At 41.9% G+C, this 19,654-nt stretch carries 18 protein-coding genes; 14 read left to right on the top strand and 4 right to left on the bottom strand.

Going from position 1 to position 19,654, the window contains the following annotated elements:
• Positions 1–27: 27 nt before the first annotated feature.
• Positions 28–2,466 carry a glycoside hydrolase family 3 C-terminal domain-containing protein gene (locus ACSBOP_RS11030; RefSeq protein WP_442600587.1) on the top strand — a complete coding sequence of 813 codons (2,439 nt, stop codon included), beginning with the start codon at positions 28–30 and terminating at the stop codon, positions 2,464–2,466.
• Positions 2,467–2,692: 226 nt separating this feature from the next.
• On the opposite strand, the gene ACSBOP_RS11025 is transcribed toward ACSBOP_RS11030, so the two are convergent.
• The 3 genes from ACSBOP_RS11025 to ACSBOP_RS11015 form a co-directional block, all read right to left on the bottom strand.
• Complete coding sequence (locus ACSBOP_RS11025; RefSeq protein WP_442600586.1) at positions 2,693–3,622, bottom strand: poly(ethylene terephthalate) hydrolase family protein; 930 nt, start codon at positions 3,620–3,622, stop codon at positions 2,693–2,695.
• Between the two features lie 576 nt (positions 3,623–4,198).
• On the bottom strand, positions 4,199–5,071 hold the full coding sequence (locus tag ACSBOP_RS11020) for a GNAT family N-acetyltransferase (protein ID WP_442604451.1): 873 nt from the start codon (positions 5,069–5,071) through the stop codon (positions 4,199–4,201).
• Positions 5,072–5,469: 398 nt separating this feature from the next.
• Positions 5,470–5,916 (bottom strand): exosporium protein C, encoded by a 447-nt coding sequence (locus ACSBOP_RS11015; RefSeq protein WP_442600585.1) that lies wholly within the window; start codon positions 5,914–5,916, stop codon positions 5,470–5,472.
• A gap of 163 nt (positions 5,917–6,079) precedes the next feature.
• Here ACSBOP_RS11015 and ACSBOP_RS11010 point away from each other — a divergent pair, with 163 nt between their 5' ends.
• The 13 genes from ACSBOP_RS11010 to efeB all read left to right on the top strand — a co-directional run bounded on the left by ACSBOP_RS11010 (position 6,080) and on the right by efeB (position 19,131).
• Positions 6,080–7,258 (top strand): alanyl-tRNA editing protein, encoded by a 1,179-nt coding sequence (locus ACSBOP_RS11010; protein ID WP_442600584.1) that lies wholly within the window; start codon positions 6,080–6,082, stop codon positions 7,256–7,258.
• Positions 7,259–7,345: 87 nt separating this feature from the next.
• Positions 7,346–8,044, top strand: coding sequence for a response regulator transcription factor (locus tag ACSBOP_RS11005; protein ID WP_442600583.1), 699 nt, complete (start codon positions 7,346–7,348; stop codon positions 8,042–8,044).
• A 2-nt stretch (positions 8,045–8,046) separates the two neighbouring features.
• Positions 8,047–8,982 carry a sensor histidine kinase gene (locus ACSBOP_RS11000; RefSeq protein ID WP_442600582.1) on the top strand — a complete coding sequence of 312 codons (936 nt, stop codon included), beginning with the start codon at positions 8,047–8,049 and terminating at the stop codon, positions 8,980–8,982.
• Positions 8,983–9,052: 70 nt separating this feature from the next.
• Positions 9,053–9,976 carry an ABC transporter ATP-binding protein gene (locus ACSBOP_RS10995; protein ID WP_442600581.1) on the top strand — a complete coding sequence of 308 codons (924 nt, stop codon included), beginning with the start codon at positions 9,053–9,055 and terminating at the stop codon, positions 9,974–9,976.
• Positions 9,969–10,703 (top strand): ABC transporter permease, encoded by a 735-nt coding sequence (locus ACSBOP_RS10990; RefSeq protein WP_442600580.1) that lies wholly within the window; start codon positions 9,969–9,971, stop codon positions 10,701–10,703. The genes ACSBOP_RS10995 and ACSBOP_RS10990 overlap by 8 nt, the downstream gene beginning before the upstream one ends.
• 51 nt (positions 10,704–10,754) lie before the next feature.
• Positions 10,755–11,495 carry an undecaprenyl-diphosphate phosphatase gene (locus tag ACSBOP_RS10985; protein WP_442600579.1) on the top strand — a complete coding sequence of 247 codons (741 nt, stop codon included), beginning with the start codon at positions 10,755–10,757 and terminating at the stop codon, positions 11,493–11,495.
• 58 nt (positions 11,496–11,553) lie between these two features.
• Positions 11,554–12,117, top strand: coding sequence for a MarR family winged helix-turn-helix transcriptional regulator (locus ACSBOP_RS10980; protein ID WP_442600578.1), 564 nt, complete (start codon positions 11,554–11,556; stop codon positions 12,115–12,117).
• 108 nt (positions 12,118–12,225) lie between these two features.
• Positions 12,226–12,702, top strand: a complete 477-nt coding sequence (locus ACSBOP_RS10975) for a hypothetical protein (RefSeq protein ID WP_442600577.1) — start codon at positions 12,226–12,228, stop codon at positions 12,700–12,702.
• 3 nt (positions 12,703–12,705) lie between these two features.
• Positions 12,706–13,572: an SDR family oxidoreductase gene (locus ACSBOP_RS10970; protein WP_442600576.1), complete on the top strand. Its 867-nt coding sequence runs from the start codon at positions 12,706–12,708 to the stop codon at positions 13,570–13,572.
• Between the two features lie 186 nt (positions 13,573–13,758).
• A complete protein-coding gene (locus ACSBOP_RS10965; RefSeq protein WP_442600575.1) occupies positions 13,759–14,940 on the top strand; it encodes an oxalate decarboxylase family bicupin in 1,182 nt (393 codons plus the stop codon).
• Positions 14,941–15,167: 227 nt separating this feature from the next.
• Positions 15,168–16,682: an FTR1 family iron permease gene (locus tag ACSBOP_RS10960; RefSeq protein WP_442600574.1), complete on the top strand. Its 1,515-nt coding sequence runs from the start codon at positions 15,168–15,170 to the stop codon at positions 16,680–16,682.
• Between the two features lie 13 nt (positions 16,683–16,695).
• Complete coding sequence (gene efeO, locus ACSBOP_RS10955; protein ID WP_442600573.1) at positions 16,696–17,871, top strand: iron uptake system protein EfeO; 1,176 nt, start codon at positions 16,696–16,698, stop codon at positions 17,869–17,871.
• 21 nt (positions 17,872–17,892) lie between these two features.
• Positions 17,893–19,131: an iron uptake transporter deferrochelatase/peroxidase subunit gene (gene efeB / locus ACSBOP_RS10950; protein ID WP_442600572.1), complete on the top strand. Its 1,239-nt coding sequence runs from the start codon at positions 17,893–17,895 to the stop codon at positions 19,129–19,131.
• 242 nt (positions 19,132–19,373) lie between these two features.
• Here efeB and ACSBOP_RS10945 read toward each other — a convergent pair whose 3' ends face one another.
• A complete protein-coding gene (locus ACSBOP_RS10945; RefSeq protein WP_442600571.1) occupies positions 19,374–19,523 on the bottom strand; it encodes a hypothetical protein in 150 nt (49 codons plus the stop codon).
• Between the last annotated feature and the right edge of the window lie 131 nt (positions 19,524–19,654).

The raw sequence follows: 19,654 nt of genomic DNA, 5'->3' as shown, positions 1-19,654 counted from the left end.
ATTAGAGGTTGAAAGGAAGGGGTTAGCATGGAAAAAGTCAATCATACGTTAAAAAGTGTTTTACCAAGAGCAATGGAACTTGTAGAGAAGATGTCTCTTGAAGAAAAAGCTAGCCTTTGTTCGGGAAAGGATTTCTGGGATACAAAAGAAATAGAACGTCTTGGAATAAAATCAATGATGGTAACGGATGGTCCCCACGGTTTACGTAAACAGGCAGGGGATTCCGATCACTTGGGGATTAATAATTCGGTATTAGCTACTAGTTTCCCTACGGCTGTAGCAACAGCCTGCAGCTTTGACCGCGATTTATTATATGAAATGGGTATTGCACTTGGAGAGGAATGTGTACAAGAGAAGGTAGCGGTGATCCTGGGACCGGGAGCCAATATAAAGCGCAGCCCGCTTTGTGGTCGTAACTTTGAATACTTCTCAGAAGATCCGCTTCTGACTGGAGAAATGGCTGCGGCGATCATTGGTGGGATACAGAGTAAAAACATAGGTACCAGCCTGAAGCATTATCTTGCGAACAATCAGGAAAAAGCGCGACTTATCTCAAATTCGGTCATTGATGAGCGGGCATTGAGAGAAATATATCTTACAGGCTTTGAAATAGCGGTAAAGAAAGCGCAACCTTGGACTTTGATGTGTTCGTATAACAAGATTAACGATATTTATGCTTCCAGCCACAAACGCCTTATGACAGACGTTCCTCGCGGTGAATGGGGATTTGAAGGAGCCATCGTAACGGACTGGGGAGCAATTAATGACAGGGTTGAAGGTATCCGTGCGGGACTTGATTTGGAGATGCCAGCCTTTGATGGAGCTTCGGATCGAATGATTGTCGATGCAGTTCGAGCAGGCGTATTGGACGAAAAACTTGTTGATCTATGCGCTGTTCGAATGACGGCTATCGCATTACAGGCAGAGAAAACACAGGCAACCCCTTATGATGCAGAAGCACATAATGAGTTGGCACGACGTGTTGCACGTGAAAGTGCAGTGTTGTTGAAGTTAGGAAATGTACTGCCTGCAGATAAAAATAAGAAGATTGCTTTAATCGGCGAATTTGCCAAAGTTCCTCGTTATCAAGGGGCTGGAAGCTCAAAAATATCTCCAATACGGATCACTTCCGTAACAGATGCCTTCGATGCGGAACATATAAGCTATTCATTTGCACCAGGTTATTCGACCGCAAGTGATGAACCAAATGAAGCTTTGATTACCGAAGCAATTGAAGCAGCCAAAGAAGCGGATGTGATATTTGCTTTTGTTGGATTACCGGATAGCTATGAAAGCGAGGGATTTGACCGTACTCATTTAAATATGCCAGAAGCACACACTAGATTGATAGATGAACTGGTTGCTACCGGAAAAAAGATAGTGGCTGTCATAAGTGCAGGGGGAGTTGTAAATATTCCATGGCGTGACAAAGTTGATTCCATACTATTGATGAATCTTTCGGGACAAAACAGTGGTTACGCCGCGTATGATTTGCTTTTTGGGGATTATTCTCCATGTGGCAAACTAGCAGAAACCTATCCGTTAACACTTACTGAAACCCCTAGTATTGCTCATTTTGGCACAGATGACAATATTGAATACCGGGAAAGTATCTATGTGGGATATCGTTACTATGATAAAGCGCAAAAACAGGTGATGTATCCGTTTGGACACGGACTTTCCTATACAACATTTGCCTATTCGGAACTAAAACTTAGTGCAAAGAAGATTGGAGACAGAGATACACTTCAAGTAGAGGTGGATGTTACCAATACCGGAAAGCAGGCTGGAAAGGAAATTGTTCAGTTGTATGTTTCAGCACCCGAAAGTACTATATATAAACCTATGCGTGAACTTAGAGATTTTGCAAAAGTGGAATTGCAGATGAATGAAAGTAAAACGGTTACATTTACACTGGAAAGGCGTGCATTTGCTTACTATAATATTAATGTGAAAGACTGGTTTGTGGAAAGCGGCGATTATAAGATTGAAATTGGTGCATCGTCAAGAGATATACGATTGAATGATACGGTTACTATTGATAGCAGTCAAGAGGGAGCGATACCTGATTATCGTACAACAGCACCAGGCTATTATAATCTTTTACAATCAGGAACTTTTGATGTTCCAAAGGAACAATTTGAGGAAGTTTTAGGAAGGAAAGTACCAGACGCGCGTATACTAAGACCCTTTACGCCCAATTCTACGCTAGGAGATATCAGAGTTCACTGGCTTGGACGTATGCTGAATAAGCAAATAGAAAAGTCAATGATAAAAATGATCGCAGGGGACAAGGGTGATTCAGGTGGCATTTTGAAGATGATACAGGAAATGGCAGTGGATATGCCCCTGCGTCAGCTGGGTATGTTGTCACAAGGTGCGTTATCAGCGAATAGGATTGAGGGACTCCTAAAAATTATGAATGGACATATTCTTAAGGGAATTCGTGAATTAATGAAAAAATAAAACGGATTAAATTCCCGCAACCTACACATGAGGAGTGCTGTGAGTTGCTCACTAGGGAGTAGTATTTATTACTTAACTGCTGAAGCTCAGGCGTAATAATTATTGCTTGGACTTAGTTACCTCGGTTCAATTTGTTGTGGAGGAAGATGAATAGATAGCTGACTACGAAAAGGCTGCAGAACATGATTATGCTAACAGTAAAAACGGCAAACATGCCGTTTTTTTGTTATTGATGCACGAATTTATTATCATCCATATTTGCTTGTATAACGTCCACCCAATTTGTATTATGCACCATCTCTGAAGAATGCCCATGAAATGCCTTCATGGCTTCCTGATCATCAAGCAGCCGATATCTCATCCAAGCCGTCAAGTAACCCCTATGATTGCCACCATTACCTTCTATCGCTGTATGAGCTGCACCTTTTGCCATCCCCATCATAACAGGCGTGCTTGAGTTAGTAGTATGCAAGGCTAATTGATTCGTTGATACCGGTGAGATTAGAAAATCTCGTGTACCGCCCATAATGAGGAAAGGAACGGTAATACGCGCTGTATCGTACACATCTTCTGGATCACAATGCTTCAAATCCGGGAGAGCGATGGATACAACCGTCTTAATCAACGATCCACTTATATAGTTGGTATGAGCATTAATGACCCCAGTAGACCCTTGAGAATGACCAGCTACACCAATATGTTCCATTTGTATTTTTTGATAAAACAAGCTGTTTGCTAGTTGGTTTTCATTTCTCAAATAATCAATAGCCTCCACAATTTCTTTGCCTGTTCCTGTTGTCTTGCTATAGGAATCTATTACAATGAATCCCCAGCTAGCAAGATGAGTTAAGAGCTCATCATAACGATCTGGCGTGGCATCTGTTCCATTCCCCCAAGAAATAATAGGATAGGATTCGTCTCCTTGAAATGCTGGGTAATATATTCTAAATAAAGCCTCTCCGATCGTACTCTTAACTTCTTCTACCTGTACATGATAGCTTCCTTGCTGAGCATACTGCTGCTCAATGCTTCCTTCAGCAAGTGCTGGTACAATAGAATGAATGATTATTTGTAAGAATATTGTAATTGAAACTACAACGATAAGGACTAAAGCTGACAACCATACAATCCACTTTCGTTTTTTCAAAACCGACATACACGTGACCTCTACGATAGTCTATAGATTTCTCTATCGTTTTCTTTGTTAAAATATGACACTAAAGGGATATACGTAAAAGATGTAGTTATGTTTCATTAAACAAGATGTTAGATTGAAAAGTAGATACGGGGGACACGCTATTTAGATTCATTGTTACACTCGGCACTCATCGCATGTAGAGCGCGTCGCGCTGTTGGTTCGAAAAGATAAATATGATTTAGCCCCTGTTGAATTTATATAGTAATGTATGACTGACCTATGTAACAAATTCCCCTTCAAACCAACTTGCTTCATAGTCATTTTGAGCGAAAAGATCTACTCTTTTATTGCTTTCTAAAATCATCAGTCAAAATATGTATAAAGTAGCTTCAGATTAGCAAGATATAACAAAAACCAAGTAAAATCAAGGCTTTAGCCGACTGTAACAGTCTCTACAAAACTCGCTTTTTGACTCGCATACGGTGCATGTGGAGTGCTGTGTGTTGCTCACCGTTAGTGCGAAAGGACAATTAATATCGGATGTGTATTGGCGGAAATAGTAAAGAGGGGCGGAGAACCCCTCTTTTTTGTGGCCTAATTCAGTTTTGTAAAGTACCGTATCTCTTCTTTATCTGTATAGAATCCAACGGATTCGTATAGAGATAAAGCTGATTTATTTGTAGTTAATACCATGAGCTTAGCGTTTTGTAGCTGATGGGATTTGAGATATCTTAATGCTTGTGTAAGCAAATACTTGGCAATACCGCGTTTTCTCCATGGTTCGCGGACAAAAACATCCTCTATGACACCATGGTCTGCTTCTTGCCATGCCATCAGTCCGCCAACAATAGCGTCTGATTGACGTATGACCATGGATGTCCATAGTTTGTTATTCTTATATTCAGACAACCTATTAAGTCCTAGTGGAGTGTCAGGCCAAATTTCAGCTTCTACATCTAGGTAATCTCTTTCCTCGCAAGATGACTCCATCTTCCAGTAAGAAAATTGAAATTCCTCTTGTAGCTTTAATTCAGGAATCGGTTCATTCAAGTCTCGATTCATGCGATATAAACTATTCAGATGAAAGTATCCTTTTTGGATAAAAAACTGATTGATGGCTGTTTCTGTCGAATCGTTACCAACACAAAGTATTGTTCCATATTCTTCAGGTAAAGTTTCCTTTAATTGTTTTGCTCTTATGAAAAGATATTGATAGACGTTGTCGAGCAAAGTAATGTCATTTTCTCTTTCGGGAATGGTTTTAAGATTGACGTATATGGAGTGATTGTTCTCTTTTGAACGACCGAGAGGTACAACGTTAATGATGCCGACTTGCCCCTTAGCGACCATTTTCCCATCTTCAAATGCGCAATAAACGTTTCTCCAATTATCTTCGTCCCCGACCCACCAAAATGTTGCATTTTCTTTTGCTGTTACTGATTGGTACAACTCGCCAAGCAAAGGCATGTCTCCATTTTCGAAATTACGTATGAATATTTTTGCTGATGATTGGCTCAAAATAATACCCCTCTCAATAGTAGCGGATTTCGCAGTTTAGAGGGCTAGCTATGCGAGTTCCCCTTAATAAATTTGCCCTTTGTTAACAATTGTTTGCTCACAAAAAACTCCTCATTTTACTATCATTACCATTTAAATTACCATACCACAATCATTGTATCAACATAATATACAACTATAATTATTTTCTCAGCTTCTTTTATTTCTTTACACGGTTCAATATCCATAAATCGTCATTCTTAATCGCGAGGTAGAGCCTTGCGGTGAATCGATCCATTCTTTTCATGATAAAAGCACCTCTCATTGACAATGTCAGCGAGAGGTGCTTTTACCATGAAAATTCCAAATTAGGTTCTTGTTCTAACGGCTAGTCCACTGAACGAAACGGGACCAACAATATCAGCTCTAGTATTTGCAGTTCGATTTTCTGCGGTTACTGTGTAAACATGATTACCAAACCTTACATTTCTATCGATTGCCTGGAATGTGACAGCATAGTTTTGTTCAGAACCAGCTGATTCAATACCTTGCTGTGTATTGAAAATCTCTACTCCGTCACGGAAGATTCTAAACAGGATTTGAGCGATGCCGGTAACCCCCCGGACACCAACAGTTGCGACTAATTCAACCCGATTAGGTTGAGCGTTCAAAACGGGTATTCTTAATCGAATTGTTGCTAGGGTAGTCCTTCCTGGTGAACGTCTGATCGTAACTGAATTTGCTAAATTGAATCTGTTTCGTGGCTGAACAGCATCTTTATCGAGAATACGTACAAAACTTACATTACGTGTCAAAGAATCATCTCCTTTATTTTGATATTTTCAATGTATGCTAGATAAAAGAAGAGTGATTGGACGGTTACTAAACTTGTGTTTTACGCGACACGGGCCATTCTGTACTTTTCGATAGATTGAGGGTATATTTGTGTCAAGATGTTGTGGAAAAAGGAGAATAGTTATGAATAAAAAACTTTATTACGACTCAGCTTACATGACGAAGTGGGAAACTACTATTTTAGAAAAAATAGAAAATGAAGATGGCTATTATGTTGTCATGAAAGAGACTGCTTTCTATCCGCTTGGTGGCGGACAACCTTGTGATGAAGGAACCATTCAAGGGATTCCTGTCGTTGATGTAGGAAGTGAAGGGAATAAAGTCTTACACAAGCTGGAGCGTCTTCCGGAAGGCAGTGTCGTAACCTGTGAGATTGATTGGAAACGAAGATTTGACCATATGCAGCAGCATAGCGGACAGCATTTGCTCTCAGCAGTTTGCCTTGACATGTACGAATACAAGACTTTAAGTTTCCATTTAGGACTCGATTATTGCACAATTGATGTGGAAACGCCTGAACTGGGCATCAATCAACTCGAATCGATTGAGCACGAGGTCAATCGACACATCTATTTGAACCATCCTATTCTCAGTTATGTCGTTACCGAAGAAGAGGCGAATCAACTTGATCTTGTTAAACAGACTACGGTGACTGAAAATATCCGCATAGTAGAAATCAAGGGGATTGAGTATAACGCTTGCGGAGGCACACATGTCTCTTCAACAGGTGAGATTGGGATAATCAAGCTTCTTAAAGCAGAGAAACAAAAGGGAAACACTCGGATTTATTTTAAATGCGGGTACCGTGCCTTAGATGAATTTAAGGAAAGCGGGCGGATATTAGGAGCCTTGTCTGTTAAATTGAATACGGGTAAGGAAGGAATCCTAGATCGTATTGAGAAATGGGAAAAGGAGCAGAAACAGCTCCAAACCGAACTTGCCATTTATAAGGACAAGAATGACGAATATGCTGCACGAGATTTGATTCAAGAACAGGAAGGAACTCTAATTGCCCATACCTTTAAAGATAAATCACTCAAGGATCTTCAGAACTTAGCCGGAAAAATAATCGCATTAAGTGATACACTTGTGCTGCTGGCTACAGCTGGAGAGAATAAGGTTGTTTTATCACAGCGGGACAAATCTGAGTTTTCATGCGGAGCCTTTTTCAAAGCGAACCTGAGTAGTTACAATGGAAAAGGCGGGGGCAGCGATATCCAGGCGCAGGCGGGATTCCCAACTTGGGAGGATGCTAATGCTTTTTACGAGTTTGCAAAAGGAACGATTAAAGCAGCATTATAAGTAAGCTTATAAAAAATGAAGAAGCAGCTTCAAGGGCTGCTTTTTTTGTTTGGGTCGTACATTACAATGTAGAATCGAGGGTACAACATGTCAAACCACATCTTAATTATCGATGACGATATTGAGCTATGCCGTCTCGTTCGTAAATACCTTGAAGTTGAAAATCTGAAGGTTGATATACGACATAATGGCAAGGAAGGATTAAATACTGCTCAAAGTAAATCTTATCATTTGCTAGTCTTAGACGTTATGCTTCCTGAAATGAATGGGTTTGAAGTATTAGCCGAATTAAGAAAGAGCAGCGCCGTTCCCGTACTCATGCTGACAGCTAAAGATAGTGAAATCGATAAAGTATCAGGGCTTCGCTTGGGAGCGGATGATTACTTGACAAAACCATTTAGTATGAACGAGTTTGTTGCCAGAGTTCAATCCTTAATCCGACGCTATACGACACTGAATAGCTTCGAAGCGCAAGTGGAGGATAGCTTAGAAGTTGGCGCTTTATCCATAGATCCCAAGACCAGAGAAGTCCTCATTGAGAGTAAACGAGTTGAATTAACTGTCAAAGAATTTGACCTACTCTACTTCTTAGCGAAAAACAAAGGGCAAGTATTTACGAAGAAGCAGATTTACTGCAATGTGTGGCAGGAAGAATACGCCTTTGATGACAACAATATTATGGTGCATATTCGTAGACTTCGAAAAAAGATCGAGCCTATTTCCGAGAGTCCGATTTACATACAAACCGTGTGGGGTGTGGGCTATAAATTTAACAGGGAGGTTTGAAGATGAATGCTCCTTTTTGGCCGTACTTAACCGCTCTGCTTTTTATGATTATTATTGGACTCTTACTACATATTAACCGCGTACGTATAAATAATAGGGAAGTGCTGTCTGTTCTAGAGGATATCGAAAATGGTAACCATCATCGGAAAATTTTCGCGCATGGTAAGGGAGTTTCAACTGAAATCAGTTATAAAATCAATCATATCGTTGAGCAATATCAGCATCAAATCTTAGAGTTTGAACGCTCTGCGCAGTCTAATAAACAATTACTTACTAGTCTTTCACATGATGTGAGAACACCGCTTACCTCACTGTTAGGTTATTTAGATGCGCTGCATCAGAAGCTTGTACATGGGGAAGAACGGGACGAGTACATTGAGATTGCTAAACATAAAGCTTATGATTTGAAGAATTTTGTGGATACCTTATTTGAATGGTTTAAGCTTGATTCCAAGGAACGCATATTCACTTTTGAGCAACTGGATATTAATGAATTGACACGAGAACTTATTATTGGTTGGATGCCCTTATTAGAAATGAAGAAAATGAAGGTTGATATTGATATTTCCGAGCACGAATGGCGCTTACTTTTAGATAAAGATGCTTATAAACGAATGATAAATAATTTAATTCAAAATGCGCTCACACATAGTGGGGGAGATTTTTTAAAATTAAGCCTTGTACAACGTGATCATCATATTGTTTTGAAAGTGACTGATAATGGAAAAGGAATACCCAAGGAGAAACTCCCTTATATCTTTGATCGTTTGTATAAATGTGATGATTCACGATCACTACAAGGAAGCGGTCTAGGCTTATCGATTGTAAAAGAATTGGTCCATGCCCACAATGGAACGATTAAGGCTTTAAGCCTTCCTTACGAGATGACGACATTTATCGTTTCCTTACCCTATGAAGATGAAGTAAGAGAAAAGTAAGATCTAATTCAGAGCCATGTAAGTTCTGTCATCCATAATGAAATCAGAGACAAGAAGGAGGAGAACTTATATGAGTCCTTATGCCATTGAAACGATTGCTCTAACAAAAAAGTACGATGATCAAGTATCGGTTGACAATCTGAGCATGAATGTGAAGCAGGGCAAAATATATGGCTTACTTGGTCGCAATGGCGCAGGGAAGACCACAACCATACGAATGATTATGGGATTAGCCCAGATGACCTCAGGAGAAATCAAAATATTTGGCGAAGATGTTCGCGATCATGCCCAAAAGATCTACAATCGAATCGGTAGTATGATTGAAACACCTGGTTTCTATGAAAATCTAACTGGTCGTGAAAATCTAACCATATATGCCAAGCTTCGAGGCTTACATCGCAAAGATGAAATTGAGCATGCTCTTGCGATTGTCGGTTTGGATCAGGAGCCGCGAAAATTAGTTGGCAACTATTCACTGGGAATGAAGCAGCGTCTTGGTATTGCAGCAGCCATTATGCATAAGCCTGAGCTTCTTATTTTAGATGAACCGACAAATGGTCTTGATCCGATTGGCATCCATGAAATGCGGAACTTCCTTGTGAATTTATGCAAAGAACAACAGATTACCATTATGATATCCAGTCATATTTTAAGCGAAATTGAACAAATGGCAGACACGATAGGTGTCATGCATGAGGGAAAGTTAATTGAAGAAACAGATATGGATGAACTGAGAAGGAAAAATCGTATGTATACTGAATTTCAAGTGTCTGATGAAAATAAGGCAGTCCTACTGCTGGAAAAGCAGCTTGAAATCTATTCATACAGCGTTCATGAACATGGACATATTCGAGTCTATTCTCATTTTGGCAAGCAAGATATTATCAATAAACTGTTTGTTACTCATGATATCTCCGTATCCAAAATCGCCGTTAATGAAGAGAAATTAGAAGACTATTTCTCCAAATTGATCGGGGGTGGAAGTATTGGTTAATTTATTATATTGCGAAATATTGAAGTTGAAACGATCAAAAATGTTCTTGATTAGTATCCTAGGCTCGATAGTAGCACCGCTCATGTGCTTTGTTGGCAGTATAAAAGCAAAACTTGATGATCCAGGTAAAATCATTACTTATGATAATATGTTCTCAGAAACGAACCTATACACTTTACTTGTATTTGGGATTGTCGTTTACGGGGTCATTGTTGCTTATCTATTTTGCAGGGAATATACAGAAAAAACATTAAAAAGTATGCTGACGATTCCCGTATCTAAAGTCAAATTTATGCTCGGCAAATTCATAATGCTGTTTGGTTGGATTATCTTATTGACCCTTTTATCATGGGTGCTGACATTATTCCTCTGCCTTGTAGGTCCGATAGAAGGTGGAGGTTCAGCATTGGTGGCAGATTATCTGATACAATTCCTCCTCGGTGGAACCTTTATGTTTTTGGCGCTTACACCTTTTGTATTTCTTACACTTTGGCTTAAAAACATTGTCCCTCCAATCATTGCCGCAGCTACCATCACGATGGTGAATGCGGCCATATCCAATAAAGATATCAGCGCATTGTTCCCTTGGACAGCGGTGTATAATATTGCAACGGGAGGTACCATACCTGATTATCCGCTTGCTTATTCCTATCTCATCGTAATTGCTGTTTCAGTTATTGGGTTCATGGCAAGCTTAATCTATTTCAAAAAAACAGATGTACATTAGATAGGGGAGGAAGGGATTACGGAATGGCTGCCGATTAGCAGCACAGGGCATATGATGTTAGTGGATGAGTTTATCCAGATGAATGTGTCTACTGCCTTTAAGGAAATGTTCCTGGTTGTGGTACAGCTTGGTGCTATTATGGCCGTTGTCATTTTATATTTTCATAAACTTAATCCAATTTCGCCTCGAAAGACGAGGATCGAGAAGAATGAAACTTTTACGCTATGGTTCAAGGTATTCGTTGCCTGCGTTCCAGCGGGTGTCATTGGTTTACTATTTGACGATGATATTGAAAAAGTATTTTATAATTATGTGACGGTTGCGATCACTCTCATCATATATGGTGTTTTGTTCATTATTGTGGAAAGTCGAAATAAAAATAGACAACCTGTTGTAAATCATTTTACTCAACTGACATATAAAATGGCATTCTTGATTGGTATATTTCAAGTTTTAGCTCTTATACCAGGTACATCACGTTCAGGTGCTACGATAATCGGAGCGATCCTGATCGGGACATCCCGAGTCGTAGCAGCAGAGTCTACCTTTTTCTTAGCCATTCCTGTTATGTTTGGAGCCAGCTTACTAAAACTTCTTAAATTTGGTTTTAACTTTACGGGGGAAGAACTAGCAATCCTACTAACAGGAATGATCGTTTCTTTTGTTGTATCGATTCTGGCAATCAAATTCCTGATGGGCTATATTAAGAAGCATGACTTTAAAGCTTTTGGCTACTACCGCATTGTACTAGGGATTTTAGTGCTTTTATATTTCTTACTGATGGCACCTTGAATAAAGCTTTGGTAAAAATTGTGTTGACACAAAAGTAATAAGGAGCCATACTATATTCATGAACAACAATAATAAAGCAATAAGTGACATGGATGCTATTCCTTCTCTTTTACAATCCAAACGACAGATTGATCGCTATAACCTAGATATAGACGCACAGGCTATACTCGTCGCTTCTAGGCTGATGGCAGCGGGAGCTAAGCTGGGTCATGCCGCAGAGATTCATTTTTCCAGATTTGGGCTGTCAACAGGGCGATATCGGTTACTGGCAGATCTTGAAGATAATGAAGGAGAAGAGCTGCCTTCGCAATTAGCGGAGCATCTAGGCGTTACACGTGCTACAGTGACTGGTCTTATCGACACTCTTGAACGAGATGGCCTAGTATCTAGGAGATTTAACTCAGATGATGGCCGTCAGAAATCGGTCATCTTGACGGAGGAAGGAGCGAAGAAGCTCCGTGAAATGGCTCCTGAGCATTTCGCTCGACTGGAAGCCATGGTGGGCTTACTCAATATCGAGGAGCGCAGTATATTTCTCGATCTGCTTGGCCGGGTTACACAAGGTATTTCAGCACTTACGGACGAACAAGGTGAACCAAAGAAAAATAGCAGTAACGAGTAGAACGGGCTAGTGAAGCTAGCCCATTTTTACTCCCATATAGTTAGCTTCCTAATTAAATTTTATTACAAGCAACTGCTGAACGATTTAAGCAAAGAAAGGAGTAACGAAATGAGCAAAATGAAATTTTCCAAAACTACTGATTCCAAAGCAAAGACTTTTGTTCTGTGGCGTGAAGTTGTAATGGCTTATGCTGCTCCTGCCATTATGGCAGGTATCGGGGGATTAATCACTGCCGACAAGGGACTTCAAATTGGGGCATTAACTACAATCGGCGGGGTATCGGCTTTGGTAGCTTTGATTCTAGGCATTTGGTTGCGGAGCCGAGGGTGCGATCAAAGGTGGATCATCGGCGCACCACACCTCGTTGTGGTTGGGATATTCACGTTGGCGGGGGTCATGTTTGGCCTATTCGCTGCATGGGCGGCATCTGGTTTATTGAACATGATGAATCCGAATAATCACTGGGCTTGGGTCGATCGTGTCTGGATCGATTTCCCCTTATCAGGTTTGATCGCAAGCACGATCGTAACATGGCGGTGGCGTCTTGCCGTCACAACACATTTTTCATCCAAAAGGAGAAGATAGAACATGATCGTTATTATTGGAGCAACAGGTACAATTGGAAGTGCACTTTTGAAACGTTTGGTTGATCTTGGCGAACCTGTACGGGCGCTGAGCAGAGAGCCTGAGAAGTTGCGTAATCAGATAAGCGATTTAGACCGGTCGATTATCGAGGTCGCATCGGCTAATGCTTCCGACCCTGAATCGCTGCGTCGTGCTTTTACAGGAGCTAGCCAACTCTTTCTTGCAATGTCCAACAGTCCAAGACAAATTGAATGGGAGACTTCGATTATTCAGATTGCTGTCGAAGCTGGGATTGAGCACATCGTAAAAATATCCAGTCCGGCCTTTGAGGAGAGTTCTCCTGTAGCAGTGGCAGGCTGGCATCGCGAAATTGAGAAAACCCTATCTGAATCGGGTGTCACCCACACGGTGTTGCGTCCCTATGCGTTTATGCAAAACTTACAACATCATGCACCAACGATCACAACGCAAGATGTTTTCTTCGGATCCATGGGTGAATCACCTTGTAATTTCATTGACTGTCGCGATATCGCAGATGTTGCTGCTGAGGTTCTGACCAATCGCGAGGTATCCGGGCATATATATACGCTTACGGGTTCGGAGATTTTCAATTATCCCCAGATCGCAAGTAAACTATCTGCCTTGCTGAATCGGTCGATACGCTACATCAACATGGAACCCCAAGCGCTTTACCGCAATCTAATCGAACATGGGCAGATGCCATCTTGGATAGCGAACCACGTTGTGGAGATCCAAGCTATGGCTTCGGTTGTGCCGGAAAGGCCAACGGACACTGTAAAACGCTTGCTCGGTAGAGAGCCACGCACGCTAGATGCTTTTTTGAATGAGTACATAGAAAACTTCCGGTAGAGACAGAGTAAGGGAGCTTGCTATAAAGCAGCTCCTTTTTATTGTAGTTATGGGTTATGCTTATTCGTTCATCGTCTAATGGGCGGATATCCATGTAAGTTATACGAAAGGATCGTATGTCATAAATTACTTAAATGTTCATATAGAATTCTACGAGTGACAATTAAATGGAGAGGTGCATGTCGCATGGAAAATAAACACAGGACTCAATCTGCCCACACAAATGTTCCGCAGCCCATAAGAAGCGATGGTGCCGGAGCAACGGATTTAGGCCCACGAGACATTATGCGTGATATAGAAAACGTCAACATGTTTGTTCCTCCAGTAACGGATGCTGGTTTGATCCCAAACATGAGATTTTCGTTTTCGGACACCCATATGCAATTAAATCACGGAGGATGGTCCCGTGAAATCACCGTAAGGGAACTGCCAATTGCAACAACACTTGCGGGTGTTAATATGCGTTTGACACCAGGTGGGGTACGGGAACTCCACTGGCATCAGCAAGCAGAATGGGCTTATATGCTATATGGGCGAGCACGAATTACGTCCGTAGACCAGCAGGGGAGAAACTTCATTGCTGACGTCGGTCAGGGTGATCTCTGGTATTTTCCTGCAGGAATTCCACATTCCATTCAAGGGTTGGAGGATGGCTGCGAATTTTTACTCGTTTTCGATGATGGACATTTTTCCGACCTGAGTACGTTATCCATTTCAGATTGGTTCGCGCATACTCCCAAAGAAGTGCTGTCTGCTAATTTTGGTGTACCTGAGAGTGCTTTTAGCTGCATACCTTCGAAGCAGGTTTACATTTATCAAGATATTGTGCCCGGTTCGCTTGAAAGTCAGGAAATCCAATCTCCTTATGGGACCATTCCGCTAAGTTTCAAGCATCAGCTGCTAGCACAAACACCAATCCGTACACCTGGTGGCAGCGTAAGAATCGTGGATTCCACTAACTTTCCTATTTCCAAAACGATTGCTGCTGCGCTAGTTGAGATTGAACCAGGTGCAATGAGAGAACTTCATTGGCATCCAAACAACGACGAGTGGCAGTATTATCTGGCAGGACAGGGGCGGATGACGGTATTTGGAGGGAGTGGTGCGGCTCGCACATTTGATTATAGGGCAGGTGATGTGGGTTATGTGCCTTTTGCCTATGGTCACTATATTCAGAATACCGGTAACCAAACGTTGTGGTTTCTAGAGATGTTCAAGAGCGACCGTTTCCAAGATGTGTCGTTAAACCAATGGATGGCACTTACTCCAAGAGAACTCGTACGAGATAATCTAAACGTCGGACCAGAATTGTTAGAAGCGCTGCGCAAACAGAAATGGCCGGTCGTTAAATATACAGACTCTCCTTAATGGATTATCCGTATAGATACACAGGTGACATCTTGAACTTGCAGCTTATGTTCGTTTAGCTTCTAGTAAAGCTAAGCGGGTGTGAGCTTATTTTTATTCGCAAAATGGTTTCATCATTGAGTGAATCGAGTAACACACATGGATTGACAGCCTGAAAAAAAGAAACTATACTAAGTTTGATAATAATGAGAATCATTTTCAATTATAAAGAGGATGGGGATGGATCAATGAATAGACGCACAGTCTGGAGGAACACAAGCACACTCCTCATGGCGATGTGTGTGTTTTTTTTGATGGTAAGCTCTTTTTTTGCGTCTAGCACAATTTCATATGCGAGTACATATTCTCCCGGTGATGAGATCAATAACGCAATTGCTCAGACTGAAGCATTAAAGAAACATATGGAAGAAGGCAATATGGAGCAGGGCGTTCAAGATTTTGGCTTACTTAAGAAGTGGTGGAACACGAATAAGAACGGGGTTAAGATGACCACGCTCGATATGGCACTAGAAATAGATCGGCAGATTGCCGGGATTTCACTGGCGCTTTTGAATAAGAAGAATGAAGAGGTTATAGCACTTGCAGGAACGCTTCAATTCTCGCTTATTAATTATCGGGACGGTGCTTATATAGGTAACGATGGAAAGACGAAAATGACCTTGAGCACGTATATTATGAATCTTCGACAAGTGGACAACCTGATCGAACAGCAGAAGTGGAGTCAAGCACAAGCAGAAGTGAAACAATTGCAGCAGCAGTGGTTAACTGTCGAAGGTGATATCGTATCCAAGTCACAGACTGTGTATAACAACGCCGAGCGTGACTTGGTCTTAATTGACGCTTACTTGACTAATCCTGATCAGAGATCACAGGTCGCACCCATCATTGAACGGATGATTACTTCGCTTACCCCCTTAGCTGATGCGCAATATTCTTGGTGGGATGCGGCATTAATTCCACTACGCGAAGGGTTGGAGGGATTGCTCGTTGTAGGCACACTCTTGATGTATGCGAAGAAAGCAAGCTCGAAACCGGCACAGCGATGGATAATTGGGGGAAGTGCAATCGGGATAATTGCATGCATCGTGATCGGATTTATTGTAGCCTTTCTATTAACATCGGGTACATTTGGAAGGAATAATTCACTGATTAATGGATGGACAGGTGTACTAGCAAGCTGCTTATTGTTGTATGTCAGTTACTGGTTGCATAGGAACGCAGACGTGAAACGCTGGAACCGATTCATCGAAGCGAAGAGCACTCAAGCCTTATCGAGTGGGAAAATGATCTCTCTTGCACTTCTTGCTTTTTTTGCAATCGTACGAGAGGGCATGGAGACCGTTATTTTCCTAATAGGGATGGTAGGCAAAATGCCTGGTGGTGAGCTTACGATTGGCATCGTTGTCGGATTCGGTATTCTTGGATTGTGTGCGGTACTGATGATTAAAGTCGGTACACGTCTTCCGATTCGTCCGGTGTTCTTAGTGTCTAGTCTCATCGTGTTCTATTTATGTTTTAAGTTTATGGGTTCGGGTATTCATAGTTTACAGATGGCAGGGGTACTGCCTGCGCGCGTACAGGATTACTTACCTGAGTATGTGTCAGTTAGTCTATACCCATCATGGTACAGCACGCTACCGCAGTTAATCTTCGTATTGGCTGCGCTCATCGTATTATTCAAGCAGAAGTTAAGGAAACGCAATCCGATCAAGACAATCAATTCGGCGTCAGATGCCAATTAATGGGGGAATTACAATGGTAAAAGGATTAACAACGATCATGTCAGTTTCACTTGCAAGTATATTGCTTCTAAGCGGCTGTGGGAGTGCAGCTAATAAACCAGTTGCCGATCAGAAGGTAACTGAGACACCGGGTCAGGCACCATTGGATAATAAGAATGTGATCCAACAAGGTACCGACAAAATGCAAGCAGAAGCTAAGAAGTTGGAGGAAGCGATTAAGAATCAAGATGCGGCGCAGGTGAAGCTTCTCGGGAAGTCGATTAATGACATCTGGCTCTCGTATGAGAATACTGTGCGACAAGTATTCCCGTTAGAATATACGGATGTAGAGAAATATGAAATGCCGATCTTTTCCGCTTCCGCTTATGATAAGGTAGATTTCGATGTCCTGAAGGTTACGGCTAGTCGTTTGCAGGAGGCACTGTTGAAGCTGAAGAATGCGAAGGAAACGACGGGGAATACATCTGAGTTGTTAACAAAAGCAGTAGCGAATTATAAAGCCTTCGTTGATGAGCAGGCGGATCTGTTCGTTGCCCAGACAAAGGTATTCGCTGCAGCTGTTAAATCAGGCAATATCGAACAGGCAAAGCTGGAATACACGAAGGCACGTGTTTACTTTGAAACAATTGAGCCGATCGCTGAGAGTTTCGGTGAACTTGATCCGAAGATTGATGCACGTGAAGCTGATGTAGAGAACGTAAAAGATTGGACGGGGTACCATCGTATTGAGAAAGCTCTCTGGGTAGATAAGTCGCTTGAGGGTCAAGGCAAGTATGCAGATCAGCTCGTTAAAGATACCGAAGAATTGCAAAAGCAAGTGAAATCCTTGCAGTTGGAGCCAAAAGCGATGGTTGCTGGTGCGATGGAACTGCTTAACGAAGCGGCAACATCCAAGATTACTGGTGAAGAAGAGTTGTACTCGCGTACGGATCTAGTCGATCTCGCAGCGAATGTGAATGGCTCGAAGACAGTCTATCTGGCCATTATTCCTGCGCTGAATGAGAAGAATCCGGATCTTGGCACGCAACTGGATAAACAGTTCTTGGCTATGGAACAGATACTCCTTCAATATCAAAAAAATGGACAATACATCACATATGACCAATTGACTACGGAACAAATTCGTCAGATCAGCGATCAGCTCAGCCAACTGTCTAACCTGATGAATCAGACGGCAAGCATCCTCTAGATCGGCAGGAGAGTGAGAATAATGGAATCAAAGTCTAAAAAAACAGAACTATCCCGCAGGGATTTCTTAAAATTAACCGCAGTTACGGGTACCGGAATCGCGATGGGTGCAGCTGGAATGGGTGTATTCATGGGGATGGCAAGCCCCTCTGAAGAAGTCAAAGAATCCAATCAAACTAAAGGTGATCGGATTGCGATGTATGGCAAACACCAAGCAGGCATTATTACCCCACAACAGACTTATATGTATATAGCAAGCTTTCGCATAATCGCGTCGGAGCGAGCAGACGTGATTCGACTATTCCGTGATTGGACGAAGTTCTGCGATTTGAGTACCGCAGGTGGGAATATGAAGTCGGGGGGTAATCCGTTAGTACCTCCGAGTGATACTGGTGAAACGATGGATCTTCCTGCTTCTAAGTTGACGGTTACATTCGGATTTGGACCTTCATTTTTCAATGATGGAGGCAAAGATCGGTTCGGTATTGCCGCTAAGGCGCCTCGTTACTTGAAGGATATTCCACGTATGCCGCGTGAGAAACTTGATTTATCGATATCTGGTGGGGATGTCTGCGTGCAAGTGTGTGCGGATGATCAGCAAGTTGCTTTTCACGCAGTTCGTAATTTCATTCGGTTATCGACAGGTGTAGCTACGTTGAAATGGATGCAGGAAGGCTTCACCAGTGGGGTTGGAAATCAGACACCACGGAATTTGTTTGGTTTCAAAGACGGAACGGCCAATAAGCTTCATCAGCATACACAGGGCTACGATGATGTCGTATGGGCAGATGAAGGTGAACCGAGTTGGTTAAAAGGCGGCACATATCTGGCCTATCGCAAGATTCGAATGCTGCTAGAGGTATGGGACCGATCAGCGTATTCCGATCAGGAGGACACATTCGGACGATCCAAGGAGTCAGGTGCTCCGTATGGGGCAAAGAATGAGTTCGATACACCTGATATATCCAAAATGCCAGCGGATGCACACGTTCGATTAGCGAAGGAGTCCAAACAGCAAATTCACCGCAGAGCATATTCTTACACAGAAGGTGTCGATCCACGTACAGGTCATGTGGATGCGGGTCTATTGTTCCTCAGCTTTCAAAAGAATCCGGACCAGCAGCTTATACCTATGCTGCGGTTGATGCAAAATCAAGATAAACTCAATGCGTATACGTCTCATGTAGCCAGTGCACTGTTTGCATGCCCAAGGGGACTGCGTGAAGGCGAATATATCGGACAAAGTATTTTTGAATCTTAATAAAATGGACATTCAGACCAAAATCGGTTTGAATGTCCTTTTTTTATAATCACCCCAAGCGATAACAAAAAAATTAGTGTAGAAATTAGTAACCAGTGCCTATCCCGGATCATACTCTGTCATGGAGTAGGCGTTATTACCAAGGATAGTGCATTATCATTACTAATTCGGAGGTTGTCAAAATGGACGATTTCAAGAAAGATCTACAAAACTTAAATGTTAGCTCATTTCAAGCAGGGGAGTTAGCTTCTCTGACAGCTCAGAACCCACAAGATGCTAGGCTTTGCTTCTTTTGTGTCAATTGCTTCTTCAACTGCTTCCACTGTCATAATTGCTTTAACTGCCATAATTGCCATAACTGTCAAAACTGCCATAACTGTATGAATTGCCATAACTGCCAAACCTGCCATCATTGTCGTTAAGGGTGATGAATATGTGAGGTTTTTATGCTATGAAAGGAAATCCCCAGCGCCTTATTGGTTGTTGGGGATTTTCTTTTGCCTGCCAGACATGAAGGACAAAT

It is taken from the genome of Paenibacillus sp. KN14-4R (assembly GCF_052180255.1).
Taxonomy (GTDB): domain Bacteria; phylum Bacillota; class Bacilli; order Paenibacillales; family NBRC-103111; genus Paenibacillus_AM.
This window is presented reverse-complemented; position numbering and strand designations above follow the sequence as displayed.